21 protein-coding genes are annotated in these 21,238 nt (G+C 42.4%); 3 read left to right on the forward strand and 18 right to left on the reverse strand.

Annotated elements, in window-relative coordinates; translation table 11 throughout:
* Position 1: 1 nt before the first annotated feature.
* The 5 genes from fliG to L3V43_RS15550 all read right to left on the reverse strand — a co-directional run bounded on the left by fliG (position 2) and on the right by L3V43_RS15550 (position 5,840).
* Positions 2–1,042 carry a flagellar motor switch protein FliG gene (fliG, locus tag L3V43_RS15530; protein WP_095728224.1) on the reverse strand — a complete coding sequence of 347 codons (1,041 nt, stop codon included), beginning with the start codon at positions 1,040–1,042 and terminating at the stop codon, positions 2–4.
* Positions 1,035–2,753: a flagellar basal-body MS-ring/collar protein FliF gene (gene fliF / locus L3V43_RS15535; protein ID WP_086003757.1), complete on the reverse strand. Its 1,719-nt coding sequence runs from the start codon at positions 2,751–2,753 to the stop codon at positions 1,035–1,037. Before fliF ends, fliG begins: the two co-directional genes overlap by 8 nt.
* 20 nt (positions 2,754–2,773) lie before the next feature.
* Positions 2,774–3,106, reverse strand: a complete 333-nt coding sequence (gene fliE, locus L3V43_RS15540) for a flagellar hook-basal body complex protein FliE (protein WP_010369155.1) — start codon at positions 3,104–3,106, stop codon at positions 2,774–2,776.
* 257 nt (positions 3,107–3,363) lie between these two features.
* The gene (locus tag L3V43_RS15545; RefSeq protein ID WP_237116910.1) at positions 3,364–4,743 is read right to left on the reverse strand and encodes a sigma-54 dependent transcriptional regulator; all 1,380 of its coding nucleotides are present in this window, start codon (positions 4,741–4,743) and stop codon (positions 3,364–3,366) included.
* Positions 4,740–5,840 carry an ATP-binding protein gene (locus L3V43_RS15550; RefSeq protein WP_174168552.1) on the reverse strand — a complete coding sequence of 367 codons (1,101 nt, stop codon included), beginning with the start codon at positions 5,838–5,840 and terminating at the stop codon, positions 4,740–4,742. Before L3V43_RS15550 ends, L3V43_RS15545 begins: the two co-directional genes overlap by 4 nt.
* 236 nt (positions 5,841–6,076) lie before the next feature.
* Between L3V43_RS15550 and L3V43_RS15555 the strand changes: the two genes are divergently transcribed.
* Positions 6,077–6,676 carry a DNA-3-methyladenine glycosylase I gene (locus tag L3V43_RS15555; RefSeq protein WP_237116909.1) on the forward strand — a complete coding sequence of 200 codons (600 nt, stop codon included), beginning with the start codon at positions 6,077–6,079 and terminating at the stop codon, positions 6,674–6,676.
* A gap of 67 nt (positions 6,677–6,743) precedes the next feature.
* Here the strand turns inward: L3V43_RS15555 and L3V43_RS15560 are convergent, their stop codons facing one another.
* Positions 6,744–8,183 carry a sigma-54 dependent transcriptional regulator gene (locus L3V43_RS15560; protein ID WP_039492533.1) on the reverse strand — a complete coding sequence of 480 codons (1,440 nt, stop codon included), beginning with the start codon at positions 8,181–8,183 and terminating at the stop codon, positions 6,744–6,746.
* Positions 8,184–8,330: 147 nt separating this feature from the next.
* Positions 8,331–9,116, reverse strand: coding sequence for a flagellin (locus L3V43_RS15565; protein ID WP_039492535.1), 786 nt, complete (start codon positions 9,114–9,116; stop codon positions 8,331–8,333).
* Between the two features lie 223 nt (positions 9,117–9,339).
* Between L3V43_RS15565 and pseB the strand changes: the two genes are divergently transcribed.
* A complete protein-coding gene (gene pseB, locus L3V43_RS15570) occupies positions 9,340–10,341 on the forward strand; it encodes a UDP-N-acetylglucosamine 4,6-dehydratase (inverting) (RefSeq protein WP_237116908.1) in 1,002 nt (333 codons plus the stop codon).
* Positions 10,338–11,504: a UDP-4-amino-4,6-dideoxy-N-acetyl-beta-L-altrosamine transaminase gene (gene pseC / locus L3V43_RS15575; protein WP_237116907.1), complete on the forward strand. Its 1,167-nt coding sequence runs from the start codon at positions 10,338–10,340 to the stop codon at positions 11,502–11,504. The genes pseB and pseC overlap by 4 nt, the downstream gene beginning before the upstream one ends.
* Position 11,505: 1 nt before the next feature.
* Here the strand turns inward: pseC and L3V43_RS15580 are convergent, their stop codons facing one another.
* The 11 genes from L3V43_RS15580 to L3V43_RS15630 all read right to left on the reverse strand — a co-directional run bounded on the left by L3V43_RS15580 (position 11,506) and on the right by L3V43_RS15630 (position 21,123).
* Positions 11,506–12,627, reverse strand: coding sequence for an acyl-CoA reductase (locus L3V43_RS15580; RefSeq protein ID WP_237116906.1), 1,122 nt, complete (start codon positions 12,625–12,627; stop codon positions 11,506–11,508).
* Positions 12,611–13,648, reverse strand: coding sequence for an acyl-protein synthetase (locus L3V43_RS15585; protein ID WP_237116905.1), 1,038 nt, complete (start codon positions 13,646–13,648; stop codon positions 12,611–12,613). Before L3V43_RS15585 ends, L3V43_RS15580 begins: the two co-directional genes overlap by 17 nt.
* Positions 13,635–14,948 carry an AMP-binding protein gene (locus L3V43_RS15590; RefSeq protein WP_237116904.1) on the reverse strand — a complete coding sequence of 438 codons (1,314 nt, stop codon included), beginning with the start codon at positions 14,946–14,948 and terminating at the stop codon, positions 13,635–13,637. The genes L3V43_RS15585 and L3V43_RS15590 overlap by 14 nt, the downstream gene beginning before the upstream one ends.
* On the reverse strand, positions 14,945–15,700 hold the full coding sequence (locus tag L3V43_RS15595) for an SDR family oxidoreductase (RefSeq protein ID WP_237116903.1): 756 nt from the start codon (positions 15,698–15,700) through the stop codon (positions 14,945–14,947). Before L3V43_RS15595 ends, L3V43_RS15590 begins: the two co-directional genes overlap by 4 nt.
* The gene (locus L3V43_RS15600) at positions 15,700–15,930 is read right to left on the reverse strand and encodes a phosphopantetheine-binding protein (RefSeq protein WP_125252031.1); all 231 of its coding nucleotides are present in this window, start codon (positions 15,928–15,930) and stop codon (positions 15,700–15,702) included. The genes L3V43_RS15595 and L3V43_RS15600 overlap by 1 nt, the downstream gene beginning before the upstream one ends.
* Positions 15,930–16,475 (reverse strand): GNAT family N-acetyltransferase, encoded by a 546-nt coding sequence (locus tag L3V43_RS15605; RefSeq protein ID WP_176031876.1) that lies wholly within the window; start codon positions 16,473–16,475, stop codon positions 15,930–15,932. Before L3V43_RS15605 ends, L3V43_RS15600 begins: the two co-directional genes overlap by 1 nt.
* A gap of 2 nt (positions 16,476–16,477) precedes the next feature.
* A complete protein-coding gene (locus L3V43_RS15610) occupies positions 16,478–17,218 on the reverse strand; it encodes a glycosyltransferase family protein (RefSeq protein WP_237116902.1) in 741 nt (246 codons plus the stop codon).
* On the reverse strand, positions 17,215–18,285 hold the full coding sequence (gene pseI, locus L3V43_RS15615) for a pseudaminic acid synthase (RefSeq protein ID WP_237116901.1): 1,071 nt from the start codon (positions 18,283–18,285) through the stop codon (positions 17,215–17,217). The genes L3V43_RS15610 and pseI overlap by 4 nt, the downstream gene beginning before the upstream one ends.
* Before the next feature lie 46 nt (positions 18,286–18,331).
* Positions 18,332–19,330: a hypothetical protein gene (locus L3V43_RS15620; protein WP_237116900.1), complete on the reverse strand. Its 999-nt coding sequence runs from the start codon at positions 19,328–19,330 to the stop codon at positions 18,332–18,334.
* A gap of 160 nt (positions 19,331–19,490) precedes the next feature.
* Positions 19,491–20,240 (reverse strand): class I SAM-dependent methyltransferase, encoded by a 750-nt coding sequence (locus L3V43_RS15625; protein ID WP_237116899.1) that lies wholly within the window; start codon positions 20,238–20,240, stop codon positions 19,491–19,493.
* A 598-nt stretch (positions 20,241–20,838) separates the two neighbouring features.
* Complete coding sequence (locus L3V43_RS15630) at positions 20,839–21,123, reverse strand: hypothetical protein (protein ID WP_237116898.1); 285 nt, start codon at positions 21,121–21,123, stop codon at positions 20,839–20,841.
* Between the last annotated feature and the right edge of the window lie 115 nt (positions 21,124–21,238).

Genomic DNA, 21,238 nt, shown 5'->3' on the forward strand with positions numbered 1-21,238 from the left:
TTTATAGGAACTCCTCACCACCGCCGCCGCCAAGCATAATTTCACCTGAGTCAGCCAAACGTCTAGCCGTTGCCAGAATCTCTTTTTGTGCAGCTTCGACTTCACTGATCCGCACTGGAGGCATAGCCTCAAGGTCATCTTGCATCATCTCAGCAGCACGTTTGGACATATTCTTCATAATCTTTTCTTTTAATGATTCGTCCGCGCCTTTAATTGCTTTCATCAGTACGTCTTGCTGCACTTCACGCAGTATGGCTTGGATCCCTCGGTCTTCGACATCCATCAAGTTTTCAAACACGAACATGAGGTCTTGGATTTGTTGCGACATTTCTTCGTCATGTTCTCGGATTGAATCCATCAACTGGCCTTCGACATTGGTGTCTAGGTAGTTCATGATATCCGCAGCGGCTTTTAAGCCACCCATCTTCGCCGCTTGTGCACCAGCTTGACCTGCGAACTGTTTCTCCATGATCTCGTTGAGTTCTTGTAGTGCCGCCGGTTGTACTTCTTCTAAGTTTGCAATACGCATTGTTAAATCTAAGCGTACTTTCTCAGGAAACTGAGACAAAATTTCGGCGGATTGCTCAGGCTCGAGATAAGACAATACAATCGTTTGGATCTGCGGGTGCTCGTTGCGGATAATATTGGCAACTTGCTTCGAGTCCATCCACTTCAACGAATCCAACCCTTTTGCACCAGAGCCCATAACGATTTGGTCAATAAGGCTTGCCGCTTTGTCTTCACCAAGTGCTGCGGTTAGCGCCTTCTTAATAAAATCTTCCGATTGGAAACCAATTGTACTAAAACTTTGAATTTGTTCGATAAACAAATTGTGCACAGCTGCAATTTTAGCCTGAGATAGGTCATCCATGGAGGCCATCGCCATACCGACCTTTTGCACTTGCTTCGGCTCTAAGTGTTTCAAAATCTGAGCCGCATCTTCTTCAGTCAAACTAAGCAGTAAGATGGCAGCCTTGTCGACGCCATCTAGCTTGTCAACGTCAAAGGCTGCGGGCAATTGTTTTTGTTCTTGATCAGTCATCTTCTGTCAACCACGCTTTCACAACTTGTGATGAGAGTTCTGGTTCGTTAGCAACTAAGGCACGTACTGCTTTGAGTAAGTCCTCGTCGCCATGTAAGTCTGGCAATTGTAATCTACCGTCAGAAGAGAAGCCAACCGCAGACTCATCGAATTCGTTATTTAGCATATCGAGTGTACTGTCACCTAAATCTACACCACTGGTCAACGCATCTTCATCAAAATCTTCAAGCGTATCATCTGGGTAAATTAGACGCTTAAGCATAGGTCTTACTACCGCTAAGATTAGCACAATGATCACTAAGGTACCTGCTGCAAGACGGATTGTCTTTTGGAACCAATCTTGCTCCCAAAGTGGTATCTCTTGCATTTCAGTGAGGTCTTCACGCACGAATGGCACAGTCACTACCTCTAGTGCATCACCTCGCTGCATATCAAAGCCCACACCACCTTGTAGCAAACGACGGATGTTATTTAGCTCTTCTTGCGTACGCGGCGCCATTGCCATGTTACCTTCAGCATCAGGTTTTGCGAGGTAGTCAACGGCCACACTCACACTGATCCGGCGAATAACACCTGTTTGCTGACGTTTATGGCTAATAGTGGTGTCTAATTCATAGTTACGGGTTGCTTCTTTTTGATTACTGCTTGGTGTTGCACTTTGACCATTGCCGCCTTGCCCAGCAACCTCTGGGATATTTGAGTTCACTGGAGGCTGATTAGTCAGCGCACCCGGAATACCGACAGCTAAACCACCAATATTATTTTCTTCATACGTTGTTTCGCTGCGAACCGCAGGTAAATCTGGGTTATAACGTTTTTGCGTTTCTTCAACTGCGCTGAAGTCCATCGTTAAGTCAACCTGCGCGGTAAAGTTACCAAGACCTACAGTTGGGATCAGGATACTATCAATTTTTTCTAGATATTCTTGTTCACGCTTACGTTCGATTTCATACTCTTTTCTCGAGCGCGCAGCTAAAGAGTCTTGAGAACCAGAGTTGAGTAGACGACCGTTTTGATCGGTGACGGTCACGCGTGAAGGCTCTAGGCCTTGTACCGCTGATGCCACAATGTCTACGATTGAATCAACTTCTTCGCCGCCAAGCGTTTTGCCACGTTTAAGGGTAATAACTACGGTTGCAGAGGGCTTTTTCTCGCGACGTGCAAAGACGTTTTCTTTTGGAATTGCAAGTAACACTTTTGCACGATTTACGTCTTGTAACTCTTCAATTGTTCTCGCAAGTTGTTGCTCACGGCTATGTTTTAAGCGCTCTCTTTCAAGACGTTGGCTAACACCAAAACCCATATCTTGCATCAGAATATCAGTGCCAGAACTCGGAGACTGGGTAAAACCGTCACGCGCCATGCGTAGTTTTATGTCTTGATAGTCCGACTCAGCGACTAAAATGATATTACCATCTAATTGGTATTCAATTTTCTGTTGGTCTAAAAAGTCTAACGTTTCGACGAGTTCTTCTGTTGGGTATTTACCAAGTGGGCGCATATCTGGTTGGCGCGCCCAAATGATAATAAAGATTGCGATTGCTAAACAAATAGCAAGGGCAATAACCAGAGTAACCTGGCGCAACATATCAACACCGCTTAGCGCACTGAAGTAGCCTGATTTTTGCTCTTGTTGCTCATCCGATCCGCTGTCATTATTCAGCGCTGCATCGGAAAGCGTAAGATCTGTTGATTGATTAGTAGCCACGATTACTCTCCACAGTCACTCAATTAAACTGGCATGCTCATGATTTCTTTATAGGCCTCAACAAGTTTATTACGAACTTGCACTGTTGCCTCAAAAGCGACCGACGATTTTTGTTTCGCTATCATGGCTTCTGCAAGAGAAACGCTTCTGTCACCCATTTCAACAGCGGTGACTTTTTGTTTCGCTTCTTGTTGTAAGCCATGAACCGTATTAAGTGCGTCTGAGAGTAAATCTCCAAACTGAGCCGACGAAGATGCCGCCGTCTTAACCGGCTGCACTGATGGCTGTGTGTTTCTCGTCGCTTCTGCAGCCATTGCCTGCATTTCTTGAAATAGCGCTGATGATTGTACTTTCATGATGCTTTACTCAAAATAACTCTTAGTTACCTGTAATAAAGCAGAAAACGTGCCAACTTAAAATCGTTAATTTTCAGCATGTTGAAACATTTTTAGCATGTCGAAAAATTGGCAGTGCATAGAAGTGAAAACTAGGCGCCTAAGATCTGCTGATCTTTATAGGCACCTAATTAAATTTGAATTAACAGATAAAGCTTAGCCTGAGGTTTGGATAAGCAATGAGCTAACTCATTGTTTTTAAGCTCAGCTAACTTAGGCTAAGCGGGTAGTGCAATCCCTAAATCTCGCATTTTTGCCAGCTTATAGCGAAGTGTGCGAGGACTCATACCTAACACCTCCGCCACCTCTTTACGTTTACCATTAAACTTTGCTAGCGTATCTAAAATAATTTGGTGTTCTTTATCCTGTAACTCATCTTTATAGCTAATGATTTCATCCTCACCTTGAGAGCGCTCCATTAAAGCTGATGCTTCATGATTTACAAGTGGTGCAGACTCTATCAAAGCCATCGGTGAGAAATTTTCGATAAAAATATCATCTTCTTGAATTTCATTACCTTGGAACAAAATCAGGGCACGTTGAATAACGTTATCCAGCTCTCTTACGTTTCCAGGCCAACTGTGCGAACTGAGCTTGCGCTTTGCACCGCTGCTTAATATAGGTGTTGGCTTGCCTGCTTTTTGCGTATGTCTTACCAACAAATGCTCAGCTAACACAGCGATATCACCCGCTCTGTCCTTCAGTGGCAACCACTCTAGCGGGAAAACATTGAGGCGATAATATAAGTCTTCTCTAAATACCCCATCATCCACCGCTTCTTTTAAATCGCGGTTACTGGTTGCTAGTACTCTGACGTCCAGTGAAATGGTTTTTCTGCTACCTAAACGCTCTACTTCCCGCTCTTGTAACACGCGAAGTAATTTTGCTTGTAATCCCAAATCCATCTCTGTGATCTCATCAAGCAAAATCGTTCCCTTTTGTGCTTGCTCAAATTTTCCAGGACACGCCTGAATGGCACCTGTAAATGCCCCCTTTTCGTAACCAAATAGGGTCGCTTCGAGCATATTTTCTGGGATTGCAGCGCAGTTAATTGCGATAAAGGGCTCATCTGCTCTGTCGGATTTATCGTGAATATAGCGAGCCAACACTTCTTTACCTGAACCGCTCGGTCCAAGTACCATAACGCTGGCATCCGACTTAGCTACTTTTGCAGCCAGTTCAAGTAGTTTAATACTCTTTGGATCGGCAACAATGGGGCCGTCTGTCTCTTTTTCCTTCTCAGGTAGATAACGTCCAACCATATTAAGCAATACTTCAGGCGCAAATGGCTTAGCCATATAGTCGATGGCACCCAATCTCATCGCTTCAACCGCATCATCAATGGTCGCGTATGCTGTCATCATCAATACCGGTAATTCGGGATAGTTGAGTTTAATGGTCTTTAACAAGTCAAGCCCACTCATGGCACCCATTTGCACGTCACTCACCACCAAAGAAAAGGTTTCTTGCTTTAGCAATAAAACGGCTTGTTCCGCACAACTTGCTTCTACGCACTCGATATTTGAAAGCTGCAATGTATCAATGAGTGCTTCTCTTAAACCAGCATCATCTTCAACAACTAAAACTCTGTTACTCATAGTTCCTCCGCCTCAATTAGTGGTAGTACCAAGCTAAAACGCGCACCCTTGCCTTCAATATTGTCTGCCTGTGCAAACCCTTTGTGTGCGTTAGCGACCGAATTAACCACCGCAAGTCCTAACCCAGTCCCCTGCGACTTAGTTGTAAAAAATGGTTCAAACAACTTGTCGACTAAGGTTTCATCAATACCAGGACCATTATCAACAACTGAGATACGTACATACTCGCCACACGGCTCGCGCTCTGCATTAAGTTCAATGTGTGCCGCACTGCCAATTATTTGAATACTGTTGTGGATCAGGTTTTGGATCGCACTTGCAAGCGCCGTACGATTACCTAATATTTCGATATCTGGCTCGGGTAAAAATGCTTCCAACTTTGCTTGGTTAAGCTCAACCATAGCGTCAGCACCCGCTTTGACTTCACTCAATAACTGTTGCATTGACACTCGCTCAACCACTTGTTGTTCACCGCTTTTAGCGAACAACAGCATGTCATTAACTTGGCTTTCTAAGTCTTTTAACCGAGACATCAACTTATCGTGAAACTTTTCTCGAGAAGCCGAAGGAAGATTAGCTGCACCAAGATTTGCACCATATAACATCGCAGCCGATAACGGCGTACGCACTTGATGCGCCAATGAGGCAACCATTTTTCCTAACGCACTTAATCTTTGCATATGCGCAACACGACTTTGGAGCCGGCGCGTCTCGGTGAGATCTGTCATCAAAATGAGTTGCCCAGGTTCCGGTGTTAGCGCGGTAATATCTAACTTAATTCTTCTGCCATCTTTAAGAGAGACTTCATGACCATCGTCCTGCTGTGGTCGAAATGAACGCTGAATAACGCTAAACCACTTTTCACCTTCGAGTGGTTCACCCAACATATCCATCGCAATTTGATTCGCCTTGGCAATCATACCTTGACCATCAAGTACCACGACACCCGCAGGCATAGTATCAACAAGATGACTTAACCAACTCGCCTGCTGCCTAAGGTCGCTTAGCTCACCGACGTAGGCTTCTTGCAGCAAACAGGGATTGTAGCGATTCGTCGTTGGTACAAATTGTGGATTAATAACATGTGCTAATGCCATTTTTCCGCTCTCTTAAAAATAAACTCAATGGATAAAAGCAAAAAACGATCCAACTTTATATTTGATATAAAACATAGAGTTATAGAACACTTAACAATATCAATTTATTGACACTGTTTTTATATACAGCATTATGCTAGAGTTTTTGAAAGCCAAATGTGAAGCCGCAATGAGTAGTTGGCGTAGTAAATCATTTAGCTTATTTATATTCACAATTAGATAGAAGAGAGCCAACAATGACAATACGATGCGGCTGGGTGGACGAGAGCAAACCCGATTATGTTGAGTACCATGATAAGGAATGGGGAAGACCTGTACTGGATGACCAGAGCTTGTTTGAGTTTATCACATTGGAATCTGCACAAGCTGGCTTAAGCTGGTATACCATTTTAAAAAAACGTGAAGGCTATAGAAAAGCATTCCACGATTTTGATGTACATAAAGTGAGCCAGATGACAGAGCAAGATATCGAGCGGCTATTAGCATTTGACGGAATTATTAGAAACCGCGCAAAAATCGCAGCAACGATAAACAACGCTAAGCGATTTATTGAAATTCAGCAAGAGTTTGGCAGCTTTGCAAAATACCAGTGGCAATTTGTTAATTACAAGCCTGTTATCAATCCCATGCGTGACAAACACGATGCCGTTGCCACCAGTGAACTCAGCGACAAATTTGCTAAGGACTTAAAAAAACGTGGATTTAAGTTTTTAGGCTCAACGACCGTGTATGCACATATGCAAGCTTGCGGCATGGTTAACGACCATGCCGATAACTGTTTTTGCAAACAAACCATTATTGCCAGTTATCAAGACTTGGATTTTACTCGACTTTAAACAATAAAACACAAGGCCGCGTATTAAGCGGCCTTGTTGAGTTGATTCGGTAGTAATTGATGAACTATCAATCACGATTGAGATTATACTTTTTCATCTTCTCAACTAATGTTGTACGGCGAACGCCCAAGATTTCAGCCGCGCGAGCAACCACATAATCGTAGCGCTCTAAAGCTTGAGTGATCAAATCAATTTCAAGCTCTGCTAAATATTCTTTTAACTCTATCCCCTCGTCCGGCAGTAAGCCAACATTCGATGCTTGCGGCGCAAAATCTTCTGCTACCATATCCTCTTCATCGTCACTAAAACCATCGCTAAATAGTTCGTTGAAGGCATCTTTTTCCAAAAGTTCTTCTGGATATTCAGGCTCAAACGCTTCGACTTCTATATAGCGGTACTTTTGTGGTAAATCAGTCACATCGACAACCTTGTCTGGGAACATAATCACCATTCGTTCCACAAGGTTCGCAAGCTCTCGAATATTCCCAGGCCAAGCGTGTGACTTTAAGCTGTCTACGGCTCTATCCGTAAACTTAACCGAATTGCCCGTTTGCTCATTTACTCTACGCGTTAGTTCTTTTAGCAGTAGCGCAATATCTTCCGCACGCTCGTTTAAAGAGGGGTTTTCAATGGGGAATACATTGAGTCTATAAAATAAGTCTTCGCGAAACTTGCCATCTTCAATCATGGTTTCAAGATTCCGGTGCGTCGCGGCAATCACACGAACATCCGCCTGAATAGGCTTTGTGCCCCCGACTCGTTCATAGGTGCGTTCTTGCAAAACTCGTAACAATTTCACCTGCATTTGCAGTGGCATATCACCGATTTCATCGAGAAAAAGCGTACCTCCTTGCGCCAGTTCAAAACGCCCTTTTCTGGCTGAAATCGCGCCAGTAAACGCGCCTTTTTCATGACCAAAAAGCTCGCTTTCTAACAACTCCCCAGGGATAGCACCACAGTTAACTGGCACAAATGGTCCCTGTGCACGTTTAGACAATAAGTGTACGTTACGTGCAACCACTTCCTTACCGGTTCCCGATTCACCCAAAATAAGGACATTGGCGTCGGTTTTAGCCACTTGAGAAATCAAGAAACGAACGTTTTTAACCGCTTCGGTTTCCCCAACTAAACCATCAAAGCTCTTATTTAGTAGCTTGTTCTCTTTATTTGGAAGCATACGTAAATATTGCTGACAGTCATGTAGCAATTGCATCGTGACTTCTTGCCCAAAGGGTTCGGTGATAAGCCCTATTACATTCGGTAATGCAAGTAGCGGCCTGAGCGTTTCACCTATTAATAAAAACGGGACGGCGGGATGAGATTTTATCAACGCTTCGTGTGTTAAGCTTTGCAAAGCGCCTAGCACAAAAATTGGTTCTTGGTTGTTATCAAGGATCTTGGGCTCATAACGCTCTTCGGCCAGCACTTCATTTGCTTGACCGACAAAACTAAGTGCCGCACCTAATCCGATCGCTCTTTTGTTGTTGTTATCTAAGATCAAGACCATTGCTTGAGAACCAATCTACTTAAAATTTTTCAATAGTTAGATTGTAAGAGAGATTAAGGGGGATGCAATACCTAAGTGGCAACTTTTTGACATTAACGCCAAAAAATCGCCACTAGAGCTGTTCTATATCAATACTTTGGTATTAATTTATAATAAACCCAGTACCGATGATGCAGACTGATTAGCTTGGCCACGCAAAGCAATAGACGCTTGCGATAAAATATCGTTGGCGACTTGATCGCTCACTGCTTGCGCGTAATCGGTGTCTTGAATTCGACTTTGGCTCGCCGCAATGTTCTCACGTTGGTTACTTGCAGAGCGAATTGTACTAGATACCGCATTTTCAAATGCGCCAAGCTCAGCGCGTTGGCTGTTTAAATCCTCAGAGACTGTATCTGCCGCATCAATGGCAGCTTGGGCACCCGCTTGCGTCGATATGTCCACACTCAATATTGCACTGGCAAAACCACCATCAGTCTGCTGTAGCGACTGAGTGGTATTAGCATCGGGACCTACCTGAAAACTACGAGACTCACCGTCAAAAATTTGTGCGCCACCAAATGTAGTGTTTTCAAACGTTTCGCTGATTTGCGTTTGCAACTGCGATACTTCCTCTTGCAATGCTTGACGGTCACTATCTGTCAGCGCCCCATTACCGGCTTGAATCGATAATTCTCTAATTCGGGAAACCGCATCATTCACACCAGATAATGCCGAGTCAGCGGTTTGCGAATACGAGATACCATCATATGCGTTACGAATAGATTGACTGTAGCCGTCCTGCTGAGACGTCAAACGATTAATGATCTGCAAGGCTGCAGCATCGTCTGCAGCAGAATTAACCTTCTTACCAGAAGCCAGCTGTTGATTGAGTTTATTAGCAGTCTGCTCCGTACGATTAAAAAAAGCAGTACTTTGTGATTGGATTTTCATATACACCCCCATTCACTATCATTAGTTTAAATCTACGTTATTGTGAGCAAAAAGTCACCATAGCCGTTAAATTTCCTGCAATGACTGGCATAAATACTGCAAAACACATAGAAGTGATATAAAGTATTGAGTAGTAGCTAATTTATTGTATCGGTGAGATATCTAGAGCAGTTTCGATACTCGATACTGTAAAGTTTTGATTGCACCTGTAGGTGGACACCCTATGTTTGATAATAAAACCATTTTAATAACCGGCGGCACTGGCTCTTTTGGCAAAAAATATGTAAAAACTTTGCTCGAGAGATATAAACCTAAAAAAATCATAATCTTTTCTCGCGACGAGTTAAAACAGTTTGAGATGCAACAAGAGTTCAACCAACCTTGTATGCGTTATTTCATTGGTGATGTACGAGATAAAGACAGGCTGCGCCGAGCAATGCAAGGGGTTGATTATGTGATTCATGCAGCGGCGTTAAAACAAGTGCCTGCTGCCGAATACAACCCAATGGAGTGTATCAAAACCAATATCAACGGTGCCGAAAATGTGATTGAAGCCGCTTTAGATAATGACGTCGAAAAGGTAATCGCACTTTCTACCGATAAAGCAGCTAATCCAATCAACTTATACGGCGCTACAAAACTAGCCTCAGATAAACTTTTTGTCGCAGCAAATAATATGGCTGGTGGCCATAAGACCAAGTTTTCGGTTGTTAGGTACGGCAATGTGGTTTGCTCAAGAGGTTCGGTTGTCCCGGTATTCCAAAAGTTTATTGATGAAGGGAAAGGTCATATTCCAATTACTCATGCAGATATGACTCGCTTTTGGATTAGTCTTCAGCAAGGCGTTGACTTCGTGCTTAAGAATTTTGAGCGGATGCTTGGCGGCGAAATCTTTGTACCAAAAATTCCATCGATCCGCATTGTTGACCTAGCAACCGCAATGGCGCCCAATGTACCTCAAAAAATTATCGGGATACGCCCTGGCGAAAAGCTTCATGAGGTGATGTGTCCTGCGGATTTAAGCTTCGATACTTTTGAATATGACGATCATTTCGTTATTGCTCCTGGGATAAAGTTCAGCAGCAGAAGCAACGCTTTTGACATAAATGCACTAGGTGAAAAAGGAAAAGCTGTTAAACCTGAGTTTGAATATAACTCTTTAACTAATTCAGATTACATGAGTATTGAAGAAATCAAAACGTTTAACCTACAAGCAATATTATGATCCCATACGGAAAGCAATCAATAGACCAAGCGGATATTGACGCAGTTATCGAAGTACTGCAGTCTGACTGGTTAACACAAGGCCCTAAAGTGCCAGAGTTTGAGCAAAAACTTTGCAGTTATACCGGAGCAACTTACGCTGTTGCGGTAAACAGTGCAACATCCGCACTTCATATTGCCTGCCTTGCGCTTGGGGTTGGCGACAGTGATATTGTTTGGACCTCACCAAATTCATTTGTTGCTTCATCTAATTGCGCACTCTATTGCGGAGCAAGTGTCGATTTTGTCGATATTGAAGTCAGTACCGGTAATATGAGCATTCAAGCACTCAGTGATAAGCTAGCACTAGCAAAGCAACAAAACCAACTCCCCAAAGTAGTTATACCGGTGCATTTTGCAGGACAATCATGCGATATGAAGGCCATCCATCAATTAGCTGTGCAGTATGGTTTTAAAGTAATTGAAGACGCATCACATGCTATTGGGGGTTCCTATCATGATAAAAAGGTGGGTTGTTGTGAGTACTCCGATATCTGCGTTTTTAGCTTTCATCCGGTAAAAATAATTACCTCGGCTGAGGGTGGTGCTGCGCTGACAAACGACCCAGCGCTGGCTAATACGATGACGATGCTTCGCAGTCATGGTATTACTGGAAATCCTGACGAATTTAATGAACCCAGCCATGGGGTCTGGTACTACCAACAGCAAGATTTAGGCTTTAACTACCGTATGACGGATTTACATGCTGCGCTCGGGTGCCAGCAGTTAACAAGAGTCGATACGTTTGTCCAACAGCGCAATAAAATTGCGGCGCAATATGACAACTTGTTTCAAAATAGTGACATCCAACCGCTGCTCGTTACAAATACATCGTTCAGTGCTTACCATCTCTACGTAGTTAAAGTTCCGCTCCATTCACCAGAGCAACACAAAAGACTCATACAAAGCCTAAGAAAGGCAGGTGTCTTCGCACATGTCCACTATATTCCTATCTACTTGCAACCATTTTACAAGCAGCTTGGGTTTAGTGCAGGTTACTGCCCTTCAGCCGAATTGTATTATCATCATGCGGTTACTTTACCGCTATTTCCTCAGCTCTCAGAAGAGCAAGTGTTGTACATTGCTGATATTTTAAAAACCCTAGTTGCAGAGTTAAGCGTTTAGCCTAGTTTAAACGCTTAACTAAATCGACGCCGTCCCAAATATGATTAAATTGTAAAGCACTACCGAGTGGTATTTTACGAAGCGCATGAATGTCTTCAACCATACCTTGAGAAATACCAAAGTAGCCTACAGTTTGAAGTTTCTCATGCTCTGGTAGCTGAGCAAGACTTTCAATATTAGTACTCAAGATAAGTCCATTTCCCTCGTGTACATCAAGTGTCGCAAGGCTGTTAAGTTGCTCAAACTCAAGCATTAAATAACTTGGATGTGAAATTGAACGAGTTGCCTTTAATGATAAATCTGCCATAAGAAGCATCTGTATATTTATATACCGATTTAACTGATGATTTAGCTCAAACTGCGTATTGTCAACCGATAACTCCGCCAAAGCTTCCCAAAAACAGTCTTTAAACACTGGTTTTGTACATAACCAATAAATTGCCTTAGGTGAGGAGCAGGCCTGCTGATTGAAGCTCTGATAATCTGTGAAAAATTGTTTGGCTGCAAGTTTGGCATCTTGCTCTGAACTCAGCCTTAGCACAGATATAGAAAACCTGTCAGGGAATGCCAGTTCATTGGCAACTGGAGCCACTTGATTTATCTGTAATATGGCATCATCCCCCCCCCAAACCACCCGCTTGTCACACCATTTTGATAAAGTAGCGGTTACCTGAGACTGCGAAGCCGGATAGGCAATAAATAAACAGCGACTACCCAGCAAGGCTCCCTTATCAGTATCTACAAAGCGCTGTATCAAACCGACTAGCTCATCAGAGATTGCTCCTCTTCGGCTACTTAATCTCACAATGTTTGTGTTTCCGACAAGAAAACTTAAGAGCACCGTATAGAGAAAGACCGTATCGACATTAGCTGGGGTAATGTGAAAAACTTTGTTCTGCCTTAGTCGTAGCTGCTCACCGTAGTGGATTGCGAGATTTTTGATATTACTGCGCCTACACCAAAATGCCAGAGCGACAATTTCAGCACTGGGGCGGTGCTTAAGTATAAAGTCAGAAAACTCTGCAACAGTGTCAATAAGTGACTGCTCGAAGGCAAATAAATTTGATGGCTCTTGTTCAAGTTCACCGACGAGTGTCTGTACTTGTTCATTTAAAAGTATCACTACACCCCCTCACTTCAGCTTGGGCTACTCGGCCTTGAATAGTGAAATACTTTCCTTTACGTCCACATGCGCAATCATCAATACCATGAATAATTGCTAAATCTTCAGTAAGAAGATTGTGCCCTGGGTAACTTCTAGCAATAACGGATTGCAGTCGCACCACACCTACGGTATGCGCTGGCAAAGGCCGCAGTGTCACAGGGTCTACTACATTGATATCTGACCAAACGGGGGCGTGTAACATACCATGCTCACACTCAACATAAATGGTTCCTGTTTGCTCTACCATACCGTAATAATCATGTACTGTGACATTGCCAAAGCAAGCGATCAACTCCTGTTTAAACGTTTTTTTATCAACTGCTTGCTCAGATATTTTTTTCCACCCGCCACCGTGCAATAGAAATGCGTCGGAAAACGCCACCTGCTTTTCCAATTGCCTTAGTTGTTGCACTATTCTTTGCCATATTATGAACGTAAAACCATACATAAAAACCGGTTGGCCTGCGTATTTATCAGCAAAGCTCATCATTGCCGCGAGATCCAGATCCATATTTTCATCAAGCGCAAAGTGATGATCTCTCCCAAAAAAAGACATACCCTGTATACCTGCGGCTCTGGCAGACATGCCTGAGTGAACATCAAGCGCCTTTCTGGAATCAAGAATTAACAGCGGTAATCTTTTCGGCCCAAGCCAATGCTGCATTATTTTTGAGAGTACCTTTGACTGTAAACGGGCAGTATCGCTATCCAAGACTATTTGAGATTGCGTACCTGTCGTTCCCGATGATTTGAGTATGCGGTGAACCTTATCAGCGTCAATGCTACTTAGGAGCTGGTTTTTGAAGGCACGAACAGCAAGAGGTGTCTCTCCTAGTTGCTGAGTTGCGTTATATTTTTCACAGTGCCCCTTATGAAAATGATGCAGCTCATCGAGCAATGGCGTTAGCAGCTCCCATTTCTCATTTTGACAGAGGTCGTATACTGATAACTCAAGCAATTCTTCGTCAGATAAGTGCATTGTAATTCACTTTGCCGTTACTTAATCTAGGGATGGTCTCAATGTTAAAAACTTTTACATTTCGATGGTGACATTGTGCTATTTGGGCAATTTGCTTTTCAACGCCAAGTTCAGAACCACAGATGAAAACTCGCAGTTGTTTATCATCGCTCGTTATGACACAGCTCGAGTTAAGCTGCTGATTGAGCTGACGCTCTAAATCATCAAGGTTTATTCTTCTACTTTCAAGCTTCGCTATTCTTTTTATCCGGCCAACGATTTGCAACATACCGTTATCTAGCTGGTGTGCCACATCACCCGTTTTTAATATCGCGCTGGCTTCACACTCTCGTAAATCCTCTAAAGATGAGGCATAACCGGCGAATATATTTGCCCCTTCAAAACATAGCTCACCTTCTTTTTCACCACTGGTGATGTAAAGTTTGCAGTGAGGTAAAGCCTTACCAATTGCGCCTGCTGGTGCAGCTAAAAAATCGTCAGGCTGCATGATAGCCATCCTTGCGGTGGCCTCTGTTTGGCCATACATGGCGTAGAAAGGCAGCTTCTGGGAACCACAAAACTCTTTTAAAACTTCCCATAACTGTCCACTCAAGCGTCCACCAGCTTGAGCCATATATTTCAATTGATGCAGTGGCTGCCTTTGCAACCCCAATCGAAAAAGCATTTCAAAGCTAAATGGCACCCCGTAAAAGCTGTTAACATTATGCTGGGTAAACTGCTGCCAAAATGACTTTGACATCAAACTTTCTTGGCCAAGAATGATTCCTGCCCCTACAAGCAAATGACTATGTAAAATTGAGAGCCCAAAGCTGTACGAGAATGGCAAAGAAGCCATAGCACAGTCAGTTTTGGAAATAGGCAAAACCTGCGTTATTGCAGCGCAGTTAGAGGTAAGGTTTTCAAAGGTTAGCTTAACTACTTTTTCTCGACCAGTGGTGCCGCTAGTACCCAGTAAGAGTGCAATTTCAGGTGCGAGAGTAACCGTATCGGGGTTAAGGTGAGATACTAAATCACCATCAATTAAATAGTTCGCATGAAACTGCGTGAGCATTACCTGATGCTGCTCCTTTCCCTTACTTTTGTCTAGCAGCAGCACCGTATGCCCACCTCGAAGTGCAGCCAAGTAGTGTATGACAAAGGATAAGGAATTGTGCGCAACGATGGCAATTAACTGTTTCTTTTTTGGCAAGTTGCTGAGCACAGATTGTACTTCAGTATCTAACTGCGAATAGTTCAACGTGCGCTCGCCATCAACAATCAAGCTTTTGCTCGCTTTTCCAAGCTCCCAAAACCTACTCATAAGCCCAGCTTTAAACCCCCATCAACATGGATGACTTGCCCAGTAATGAAGCGACTTTCCTCTGTAAATAAAAAGCTAATCACATCAGCAACCTCTTCTGGCTGACCAATACGCCCCAAAGCTGTATTTTTTATTAACTGCTGCTTTTTCTCATCAGGAATATGCGCCACCAGTGCGGTGTCAATTACACCAGGTGCAACGGCGTTTACACGAATGTTCATAGCACCAAGCTCTGCGGCCAAGCTCGCAGTTAAGCCATGTAATGCAGATTTCATCGCCGCGTAAACGCTTTGACCACGGCTGCCTTGCTGCGCAACGACTGAGCTAATAAAAACGATACTGCCGGACTTATTTCGAGCCATTATCTTGCTTATGCCTTGAGCAAGTATAATCGCACTCTTCACATGTTGATGGTATTGCTCATCAACCAAATGATCGCGAGTCATCAGTAACGGGGCTTCATACATGGTGCCTGCACAGTGCACAAACCCGTGAACAGGTAGCTTTATTTTTTGGATAAATTTAAAAAGTTGGGTAACCTGTTCATTTATGGTTATATCTGCGGTGACGTGTTCAACATTCAAATAACCGGCTGCAACGAGTTGACTCTTTGCTGCAACCAGCTTTTCTTCATTTTTAGCTACCATGATGACAACACATTGCTCATTCAAAGCCGCTTTTTTGGCTACAGCGAGCCCAATACCAGAAGAAGCTCCGGTGATGACAACGATATGATTAACCGAGTGCGCCACTATTCACTCTCGTATTTAGCAACAATTTCTTGCGCTTTTGCAAATGAACTCATATCAATAATATCGTCAGTGTCGATCATTATATCAAAATTTGATTCTATATCCGCAATCAACATCATATGACTCATAGAGTCCCATTTATCATGCTGTCCATAAGCAAGCTCGTCGGTAACTTCTTCTAATGGAATATCCAAAACACTAGCAAAAATATTTCGTAATTTTTCGTTCATTAACTTCTACTCAAAAATGTTTTAATCTGCTTGGTTGCTGTGATGTATGCGTCAGGCGTTAATCTTATCTTAATTAAACCTTGGCTGTCAGTTGGTGCCAAGGTGTAGCCAAGCACCTCATTATACCTTAGCGCCTCTCGATTTTCTGCTTTAACTACGGATCCTAATGCGTTAATTCCAAGCTCTTCAAAGGCATAATCTATTAAAAGTAAAGACGGAGAGAAAGCGACCAAGTTTCCCTTATAATCATTGTCTGCGATGTAAATTCCAATTTCTGCTTCACTGGCATCACTCAGCGCGGTATTTGCACGTATATTAACGACCCCGATCTCTTTTGCCTTTACGATGATTTTATAATGTGCTTGCCTATCACTGTTAAGCATCGCTGAAAACCAAGCTTGATGTTGTGCAATGGCGATAGGCTTGTCATCTAGCATATTTGCTCGGACGTCTGGCTGATTACGCCAACTGAAAACTTGCTCCATATCATCATGGGTGAGCTGATGTAGCTCAATAGCGTAGCCGTGAAGCTTAGTTGCTATCATACTTATTCCCCTAACTTTTTTTGCCCCACACAAGCATTAATACTTGCAACAGCGGGAGTCATATTCAAAAAGTCAATAATCTCATTTGCAGATACAAAATCTATATCGTTACCAAAATGCGTTATCACCCTTTCAACGAGTTGGAAATCTTCCAACTCATCAACGCAAAGGCGCAAATGGGCAGAGCGCGGTGGTGAAAAAGAAAGGCTAGCACATTGAAATAATGTCGGATGTTGATAAAAATAAGGGGTAACGTGCTCCTGTTGATACGCCTCTTTAGCGTCGTTAAATACCTGAAGAAGCCCTTTAAAGTTAAAGATTTCAGCATCAAAACCTCTGGGAATGGTATTTACATCAATATTTGAATAGTCAGCCCCTGACTCTAAATGAAATTGAATAAGTGCATCAATCAAGGTTGGATCAACAAGTGGGCAGTCACCTGTTAACCTAACGATATAATCACTTTCAGTTAATGCAAGTGCTTGAGCAGCTTGAACAAAGCGCTCTAAAACATTGTGCTTGCTGCCTCGTCGAACGATGACGTCTTTATCGGACAAGTGTGTGACAATACAGTCATCATTTTTTTCAATGCTGGTGACAATAACATGCTGATGAGCTTGTTTTACCTGAGCTACTCGCTCAATATGATAATCGAGCAAGCTGCGGCCATTTATTGCTTTTAATACTTTCCCCGGAAGACGCGTGGAATCAAATCGAGCTTGGGAAAATATATACACACTCATTGCACTACATGCTCCCAAGCTAAAGGTGTGCCAAATTCAACGTCTTGCGCAGCCACTTGCCCAATTACTTCATTTAAGTGTCTTGGATGCAACCCTTTACCTGGGCGCACCGAACGTACGTGTTCAGCGGTGAAAATCTCGCCTCGTTTGATCGCTTTAGCAACGTACAAAGAGCGTCTAAATGGTGCATTATCCTGCTCACTGTCAGTTAGACGGTAATTGACCTCACCTAAACTCGCGTGAGTATCTTTCACCCTTGTAACGAGTCGACTGAATTGATCTTCATTCAAAGAGAAAGCCGAATCGACACTGGAATCATCTCCTTTGAGCTTAAAGTGCTTCTCAATCACACATGCTCCTAAAGCCGTAGCGGCTATTGCAGCAGTATCATCAAGACTGTGATCACTGAGTCCAACAGGCACACCAAGCTTTCGTTGCAGATCAGTAAGTGTGGTTAAATTACAATCAGCAATTGGAGTTGGATAACCACTAATGCAATGTAAAACGACAAGCTCTGTACCTCCGGCATCAGCAACTGCTGCAACGGCTTCTTGGATTTCATCAAAGGTCGCCATACCAGTGGACATGATAATTGGTTTTTTTGTGCTTGCGGCGTACTTTATTAAGCCAATATCGGTGAGTTCAAAAGACGCAATTTTATATGCTGGACAATTAAGATCTTCCAGTAAATCGACTGCTGTATTATCAAAAGGTGAAGAAAACAAAGTTATATTGTTTTTTTTCGCTTGCTTAAATAAAGCCGCGTGCCACTCCCATGGTGTATGGGCTTCCTCATACAAATCATATAACGTCCTTCCCTGCCAAAGCTTTTCTTTTACTACAAACTCAGGGCCATTATGATTCAAAGTAATCGTATCAGGTTTATATGTTTGAATTTTAAGTGCACTTACACCCGTTCGCGCTGCTACATCAATCAGCTTGAGAGCATGGTCAAGGCTGCCACCATGGTTTCCAGAAAGCTCTGCGATGATGTATGGAGAATGGCCTTTACCGACAATACTTCCATCGATCTTCATAAAAGGTTTGAAAAAATTCAATCTATTCACTTAGTACCTATCACTCAAAATATGTTTTGCATCATTAGAATAACTACTAGTTTAAAACATGGTTTTCAATAAAAGTAACTATCCTTTGTGCTCCTAAACCATCTATCGAAGATTTAGCTAGCATTGAAAGTCTATCGAGCAACACATTTTGATTTAAAAACGTATTTATATTTTCTATAAAAGCATTGCTATCAAATGCATTACGAAAGTCGAGCGCCACAAAGCTCTGCTCAGACTTTGGGAAACTCAGCGCACTCTGCTGATTATCTGCAACAATCAGTGCAATGGTAGGCACTCCTAAAAGTAAATACTCATACAATGCTCCACCTGCGGCGCAAACAGCAAAGTTACAGCACTTCATCTCTTGTGCCAAGTTCGCTGCTTTGGAGAGGATTTCTATCTTTTCAAGGGGTATTTTTTTTTGAAGCAGCTGTTTTTTCAATGCACTTTTATCCAGTGTTGTCAAAACTTTTATTTTCTTAATACGTTTAACAGCGGTTAAACATTCGCAAACCGAAGGGAGCAAAGCTTTCGCATCGTTTGCACCTAGCATCACTGTCACTATCGCATTTTCTAAATTCCTTGAATGAGCATAATTAACGTCTCTAAACTTCCTAAACTCTCGTCTTATAAGACGATATTTCGAACCTGCAATATATAATTTACTCTGCGACCCATTACTACCTGAACCGGACATATTAATAGCAAGATCAACCTTGAGCTTAGGCCTTCCAACTTCATCATCGAAAAATATAACTTTATCTGCAACTTCAATACAATGCAGCCATTGGGGTTCTGAGAGCTCATAATCATCAATAATGAGCATACTAGGCGTCTCTAATGGCTTCAAAAGGCATATGCTTTCCACATAAATGTAATCAGCGGCCGAATGTATACGCGTTGGATGCTGTTCGTCACTCTTTGCTGAATATACAAATGTTACAGCATAACCCCTATCGAGCAATTCGCTTGCCAATACATTTTGTCTCATGACATGCCCAAGACCTAACTTTTGGCTTGAATTAGCGTAAATGAAAAAGTTCACCTTCATCCCACCTGAAAAGTAGATGCATTATCATTTTGTCTGTGAAAGCGGAGTAAATATGCTCAATTAAGCACCAAGTGCCGAGTGATATTTACTCCATGTCATCAACCCTGAACGTTTTAATTCAGGCCACTAAAGACGACTTGTGCTTAATATCTTTTCACAGTTTTTGAGCCATCCAAATATTTGTAGTATATGGAACATCAATAGCGGTCAAACCAGAGGATTTTAAGTAGGCCTCGATCTCATCAACAATTTTAGAGAAGTTTTCACCAGCTTGTCTTTCAAGTGTTGCATGAGAACGCCAAGCTTCTACAACATCATCAAGCTTTTGTGTGTGCGAAATGCTACCTGAGATTTTATACACATTTGAAAATAAGGCAGACTCGTTTATAACCTCCACTTGATCTTCCCTTCGAGTACCGTAACCGTATTCAGGAATGTAAGACTTTATTATGACTTCGATGTTAGCCTGAATCGGATCCTCTAAATCTCGATGATTCCACATACATACGAACCAACCGTTATCCTTTAAAATTCTTGCAGCTTCAGCCAAAGCTTTCTGTCTGTCACAAACGTTGAACGAAGAGCCAAAAGTGACTATATCAAATGCACCGTCCTTCTGAGACGTTTGTTCTCCTGTTCCCTCAACCCACGTAACTTCTGACATGGCTGCTGTTCTTTTAATTCCAAGATTACGCATCGCATCATTCGGTTCCACCGAAGTAACCTGAAGCCCTTCTTTTTGTAGCATTAGAGTTAAATGAGCAACACCTGCACCTACATCACATGCGCTTGCACCTGCTACGATATTAGCCTGCTTCAACATTTTTTTTATCGCGTCTGATGAGTAATCAGGTCGCTTGAGATAAGCCTCGGCTAAATTGGTGTAATCCCATTCTGTTTTCATTTTACATTCCTACTTTACTATAAGTGATTTTTTATGATTCAGATCAGCAAGTTATTTGCAAAAACTGATAATAACGAGCCTGTGCTCTGTTATGCTTATTTATTTTCGTACACAAAAAGAACTATTTCATACCACACACTAGAGTGGCTTCCTAAGTAATTGCTTTAATTATTAAAAAAATAATCAACCATTCTAACGGTGATCCGCAAGTCATCAAAATGGTGATTTAGCCGTTTAGCTTGAGACGGTTTACTCAAAGTACCTAAAGCCTAGCATTACCATTATTGCTTTAATTTTAGCCCCTTCGATATCCATTTACATATAACCAAGAGAGGCATTAAACTGCTTTCTAAGCGATCCATTGACGGTACTTGAACCTCTATACCCCCAGACTCAAAAATATTGTTTGCAGTTACGGGTATGGCACAGCTAGAGTTAAATTTAAAATCACCATCACGCGACCATAACCCTTTTTCAATGCGTTTTATTCTATTTGCCCCCGATGAGTTAGTAAGTGTTTCCGTACTCTTGATTAGGTTAGCCCTATCCGGTTCAAAAGCAAGAAGTTCTGTCTTAGAGACAAGATACCACAGCACATCTACGGAAGGATCACAACAAAATGAACTGCCATTACAACTTCATAGTGCCAAGCACCAACGACAATGATAGGCACATGCTTCAAATTCTGAAGCGTTGACGATGTGAAAAACAACCGATGGTAGACCTTTCTTTGCTTATGAAGGTCACTATCAAGCCACCTTTTCACTGGCTTACCTAGTTTTCTACGCAAGCTTACAGCTTGACTACCATCCCAAATATACAAGCAATCGTTGCATTCAATAAACGATAACACTTCTTGATATTTATGAACAAAATTATACATTTAACTTTGCTATGTTCTTGCGCCCTTAGCATACAACATATAATGAACTAGTAATATCTATTTAGTACTATCAGAATCTTAAAGGACAAACACACTGAATTTTAAGACTCTTTTT

It is taken from the genome of Pseudoalteromonas sp. L23, from assembly GCF_021728455.1.
GTDB lineage: Bacteria > Pseudomonadota > Gammaproteobacteria > Enterobacterales > Alteromonadaceae > Pseudoalteromonas.

Bases quoted from the DNA above. Each gene is read 5' to 3' on its own strand.
- fliG (WP_095728224.1), bottom strand. From the start codon at position 1,042: ATGACTGATCAAGAACAAAAACAATTGCCCGCAGCCTTTGACGTTGAC.
- fliE (WP_010369155.1), bottom strand. From the start codon at position 3,106: ATGAAAGTACAATCATCAGCGCTATTTCAAGAAATGCAGGCAATGGCT.
- L3V43_RS15545 (WP_237116910.1), bottom strand. From the start codon at position 4,743: ATGAGTAACAGAGTTTTAGTTGTTGAAGATGATGCTGGTTTAAGAGAA.
- L3V43_RS15550 (WP_174168552.1), bottom strand. From the start codon at position 5,840: ATGGCATTAGCACATGTTATTAATCCACAATTTGTACCAACGACGAAT.
- L3V43_RS15555 (WP_237116909.1), top strand. From the start codon at position 6,077: ATGACAATACGATGCGGCTGGGTGGACGAGAGCAAACCCGATTATGTT.
- L3V43_RS15560 (WP_039492533.1), bottom strand. From the start codon at position 8,183: ATGGTCTTGATCTTAGATAACAACAACAAAAGAGCGATCGGATTAGGT.
- L3V43_RS15565 (WP_039492535.1), bottom strand. From the start codon at position 9,116: ATGAAAATCCAATCACAAAGTACTGCTTTTTTTAATCGTACGGAGCAG.
- pseB (WP_237116908.1), top strand. From the start codon at position 9,340: ATGTTTGATAATAAAACCATTTTAATAACCGGCGGCACTGGCTCTTTT.
- pseC (WP_237116907.1), top strand. From the start codon at position 10,338: ATGATCCCATACGGAAAGCAATCAATAGACCAAGCGGATATTGACGCA.
- L3V43_RS15585 (WP_237116905.1), bottom strand. From the start codon at position 13,648: ATGCACTTATCTGACGAAGAATTGCTTGAGTTATCAGTATACGACCTC.
- L3V43_RS15590 (WP_237116904.1), bottom strand. From the start codon at position 14,948: ATGAGTAGGTTTTGGGAGCTTGGAAAAGCGAGCAAAAGCTTGATTGTT.
- L3V43_RS15600 (WP_125252031.1), bottom strand. From the start codon at position 15,930: ATGAACGAAAAATTACGAAATATTTTTGCTAGTGTTTTGGATATTCCA.
- L3V43_RS15605 (WP_176031876.1), bottom strand. From the start codon at position 16,475: ATGATAGCAACTAAGCTTCACGGCTACGCTATTGAGCTACATCAGCTC.
- L3V43_RS15610 (WP_237116902.1), bottom strand. From the start codon at position 17,218: ATGAGTGTGTATATATTTTCCCAAGCTCGATTTGATTCCACGCGTCTT.
- L3V43_RS15625 (WP_237116899.1), bottom strand. From the start codon at position 20,240: ATGAAAACAGAATGGGATTACACCAATTTAGCCGAGGCTTATCTCAAG.
- L3V43_RS15630 (WP_237116898.1), bottom strand. From the start codon at position 21,123: ATGTATAATTTTGTTCATAAATATCAAGAAGTGTTATCGTTTATTGAA.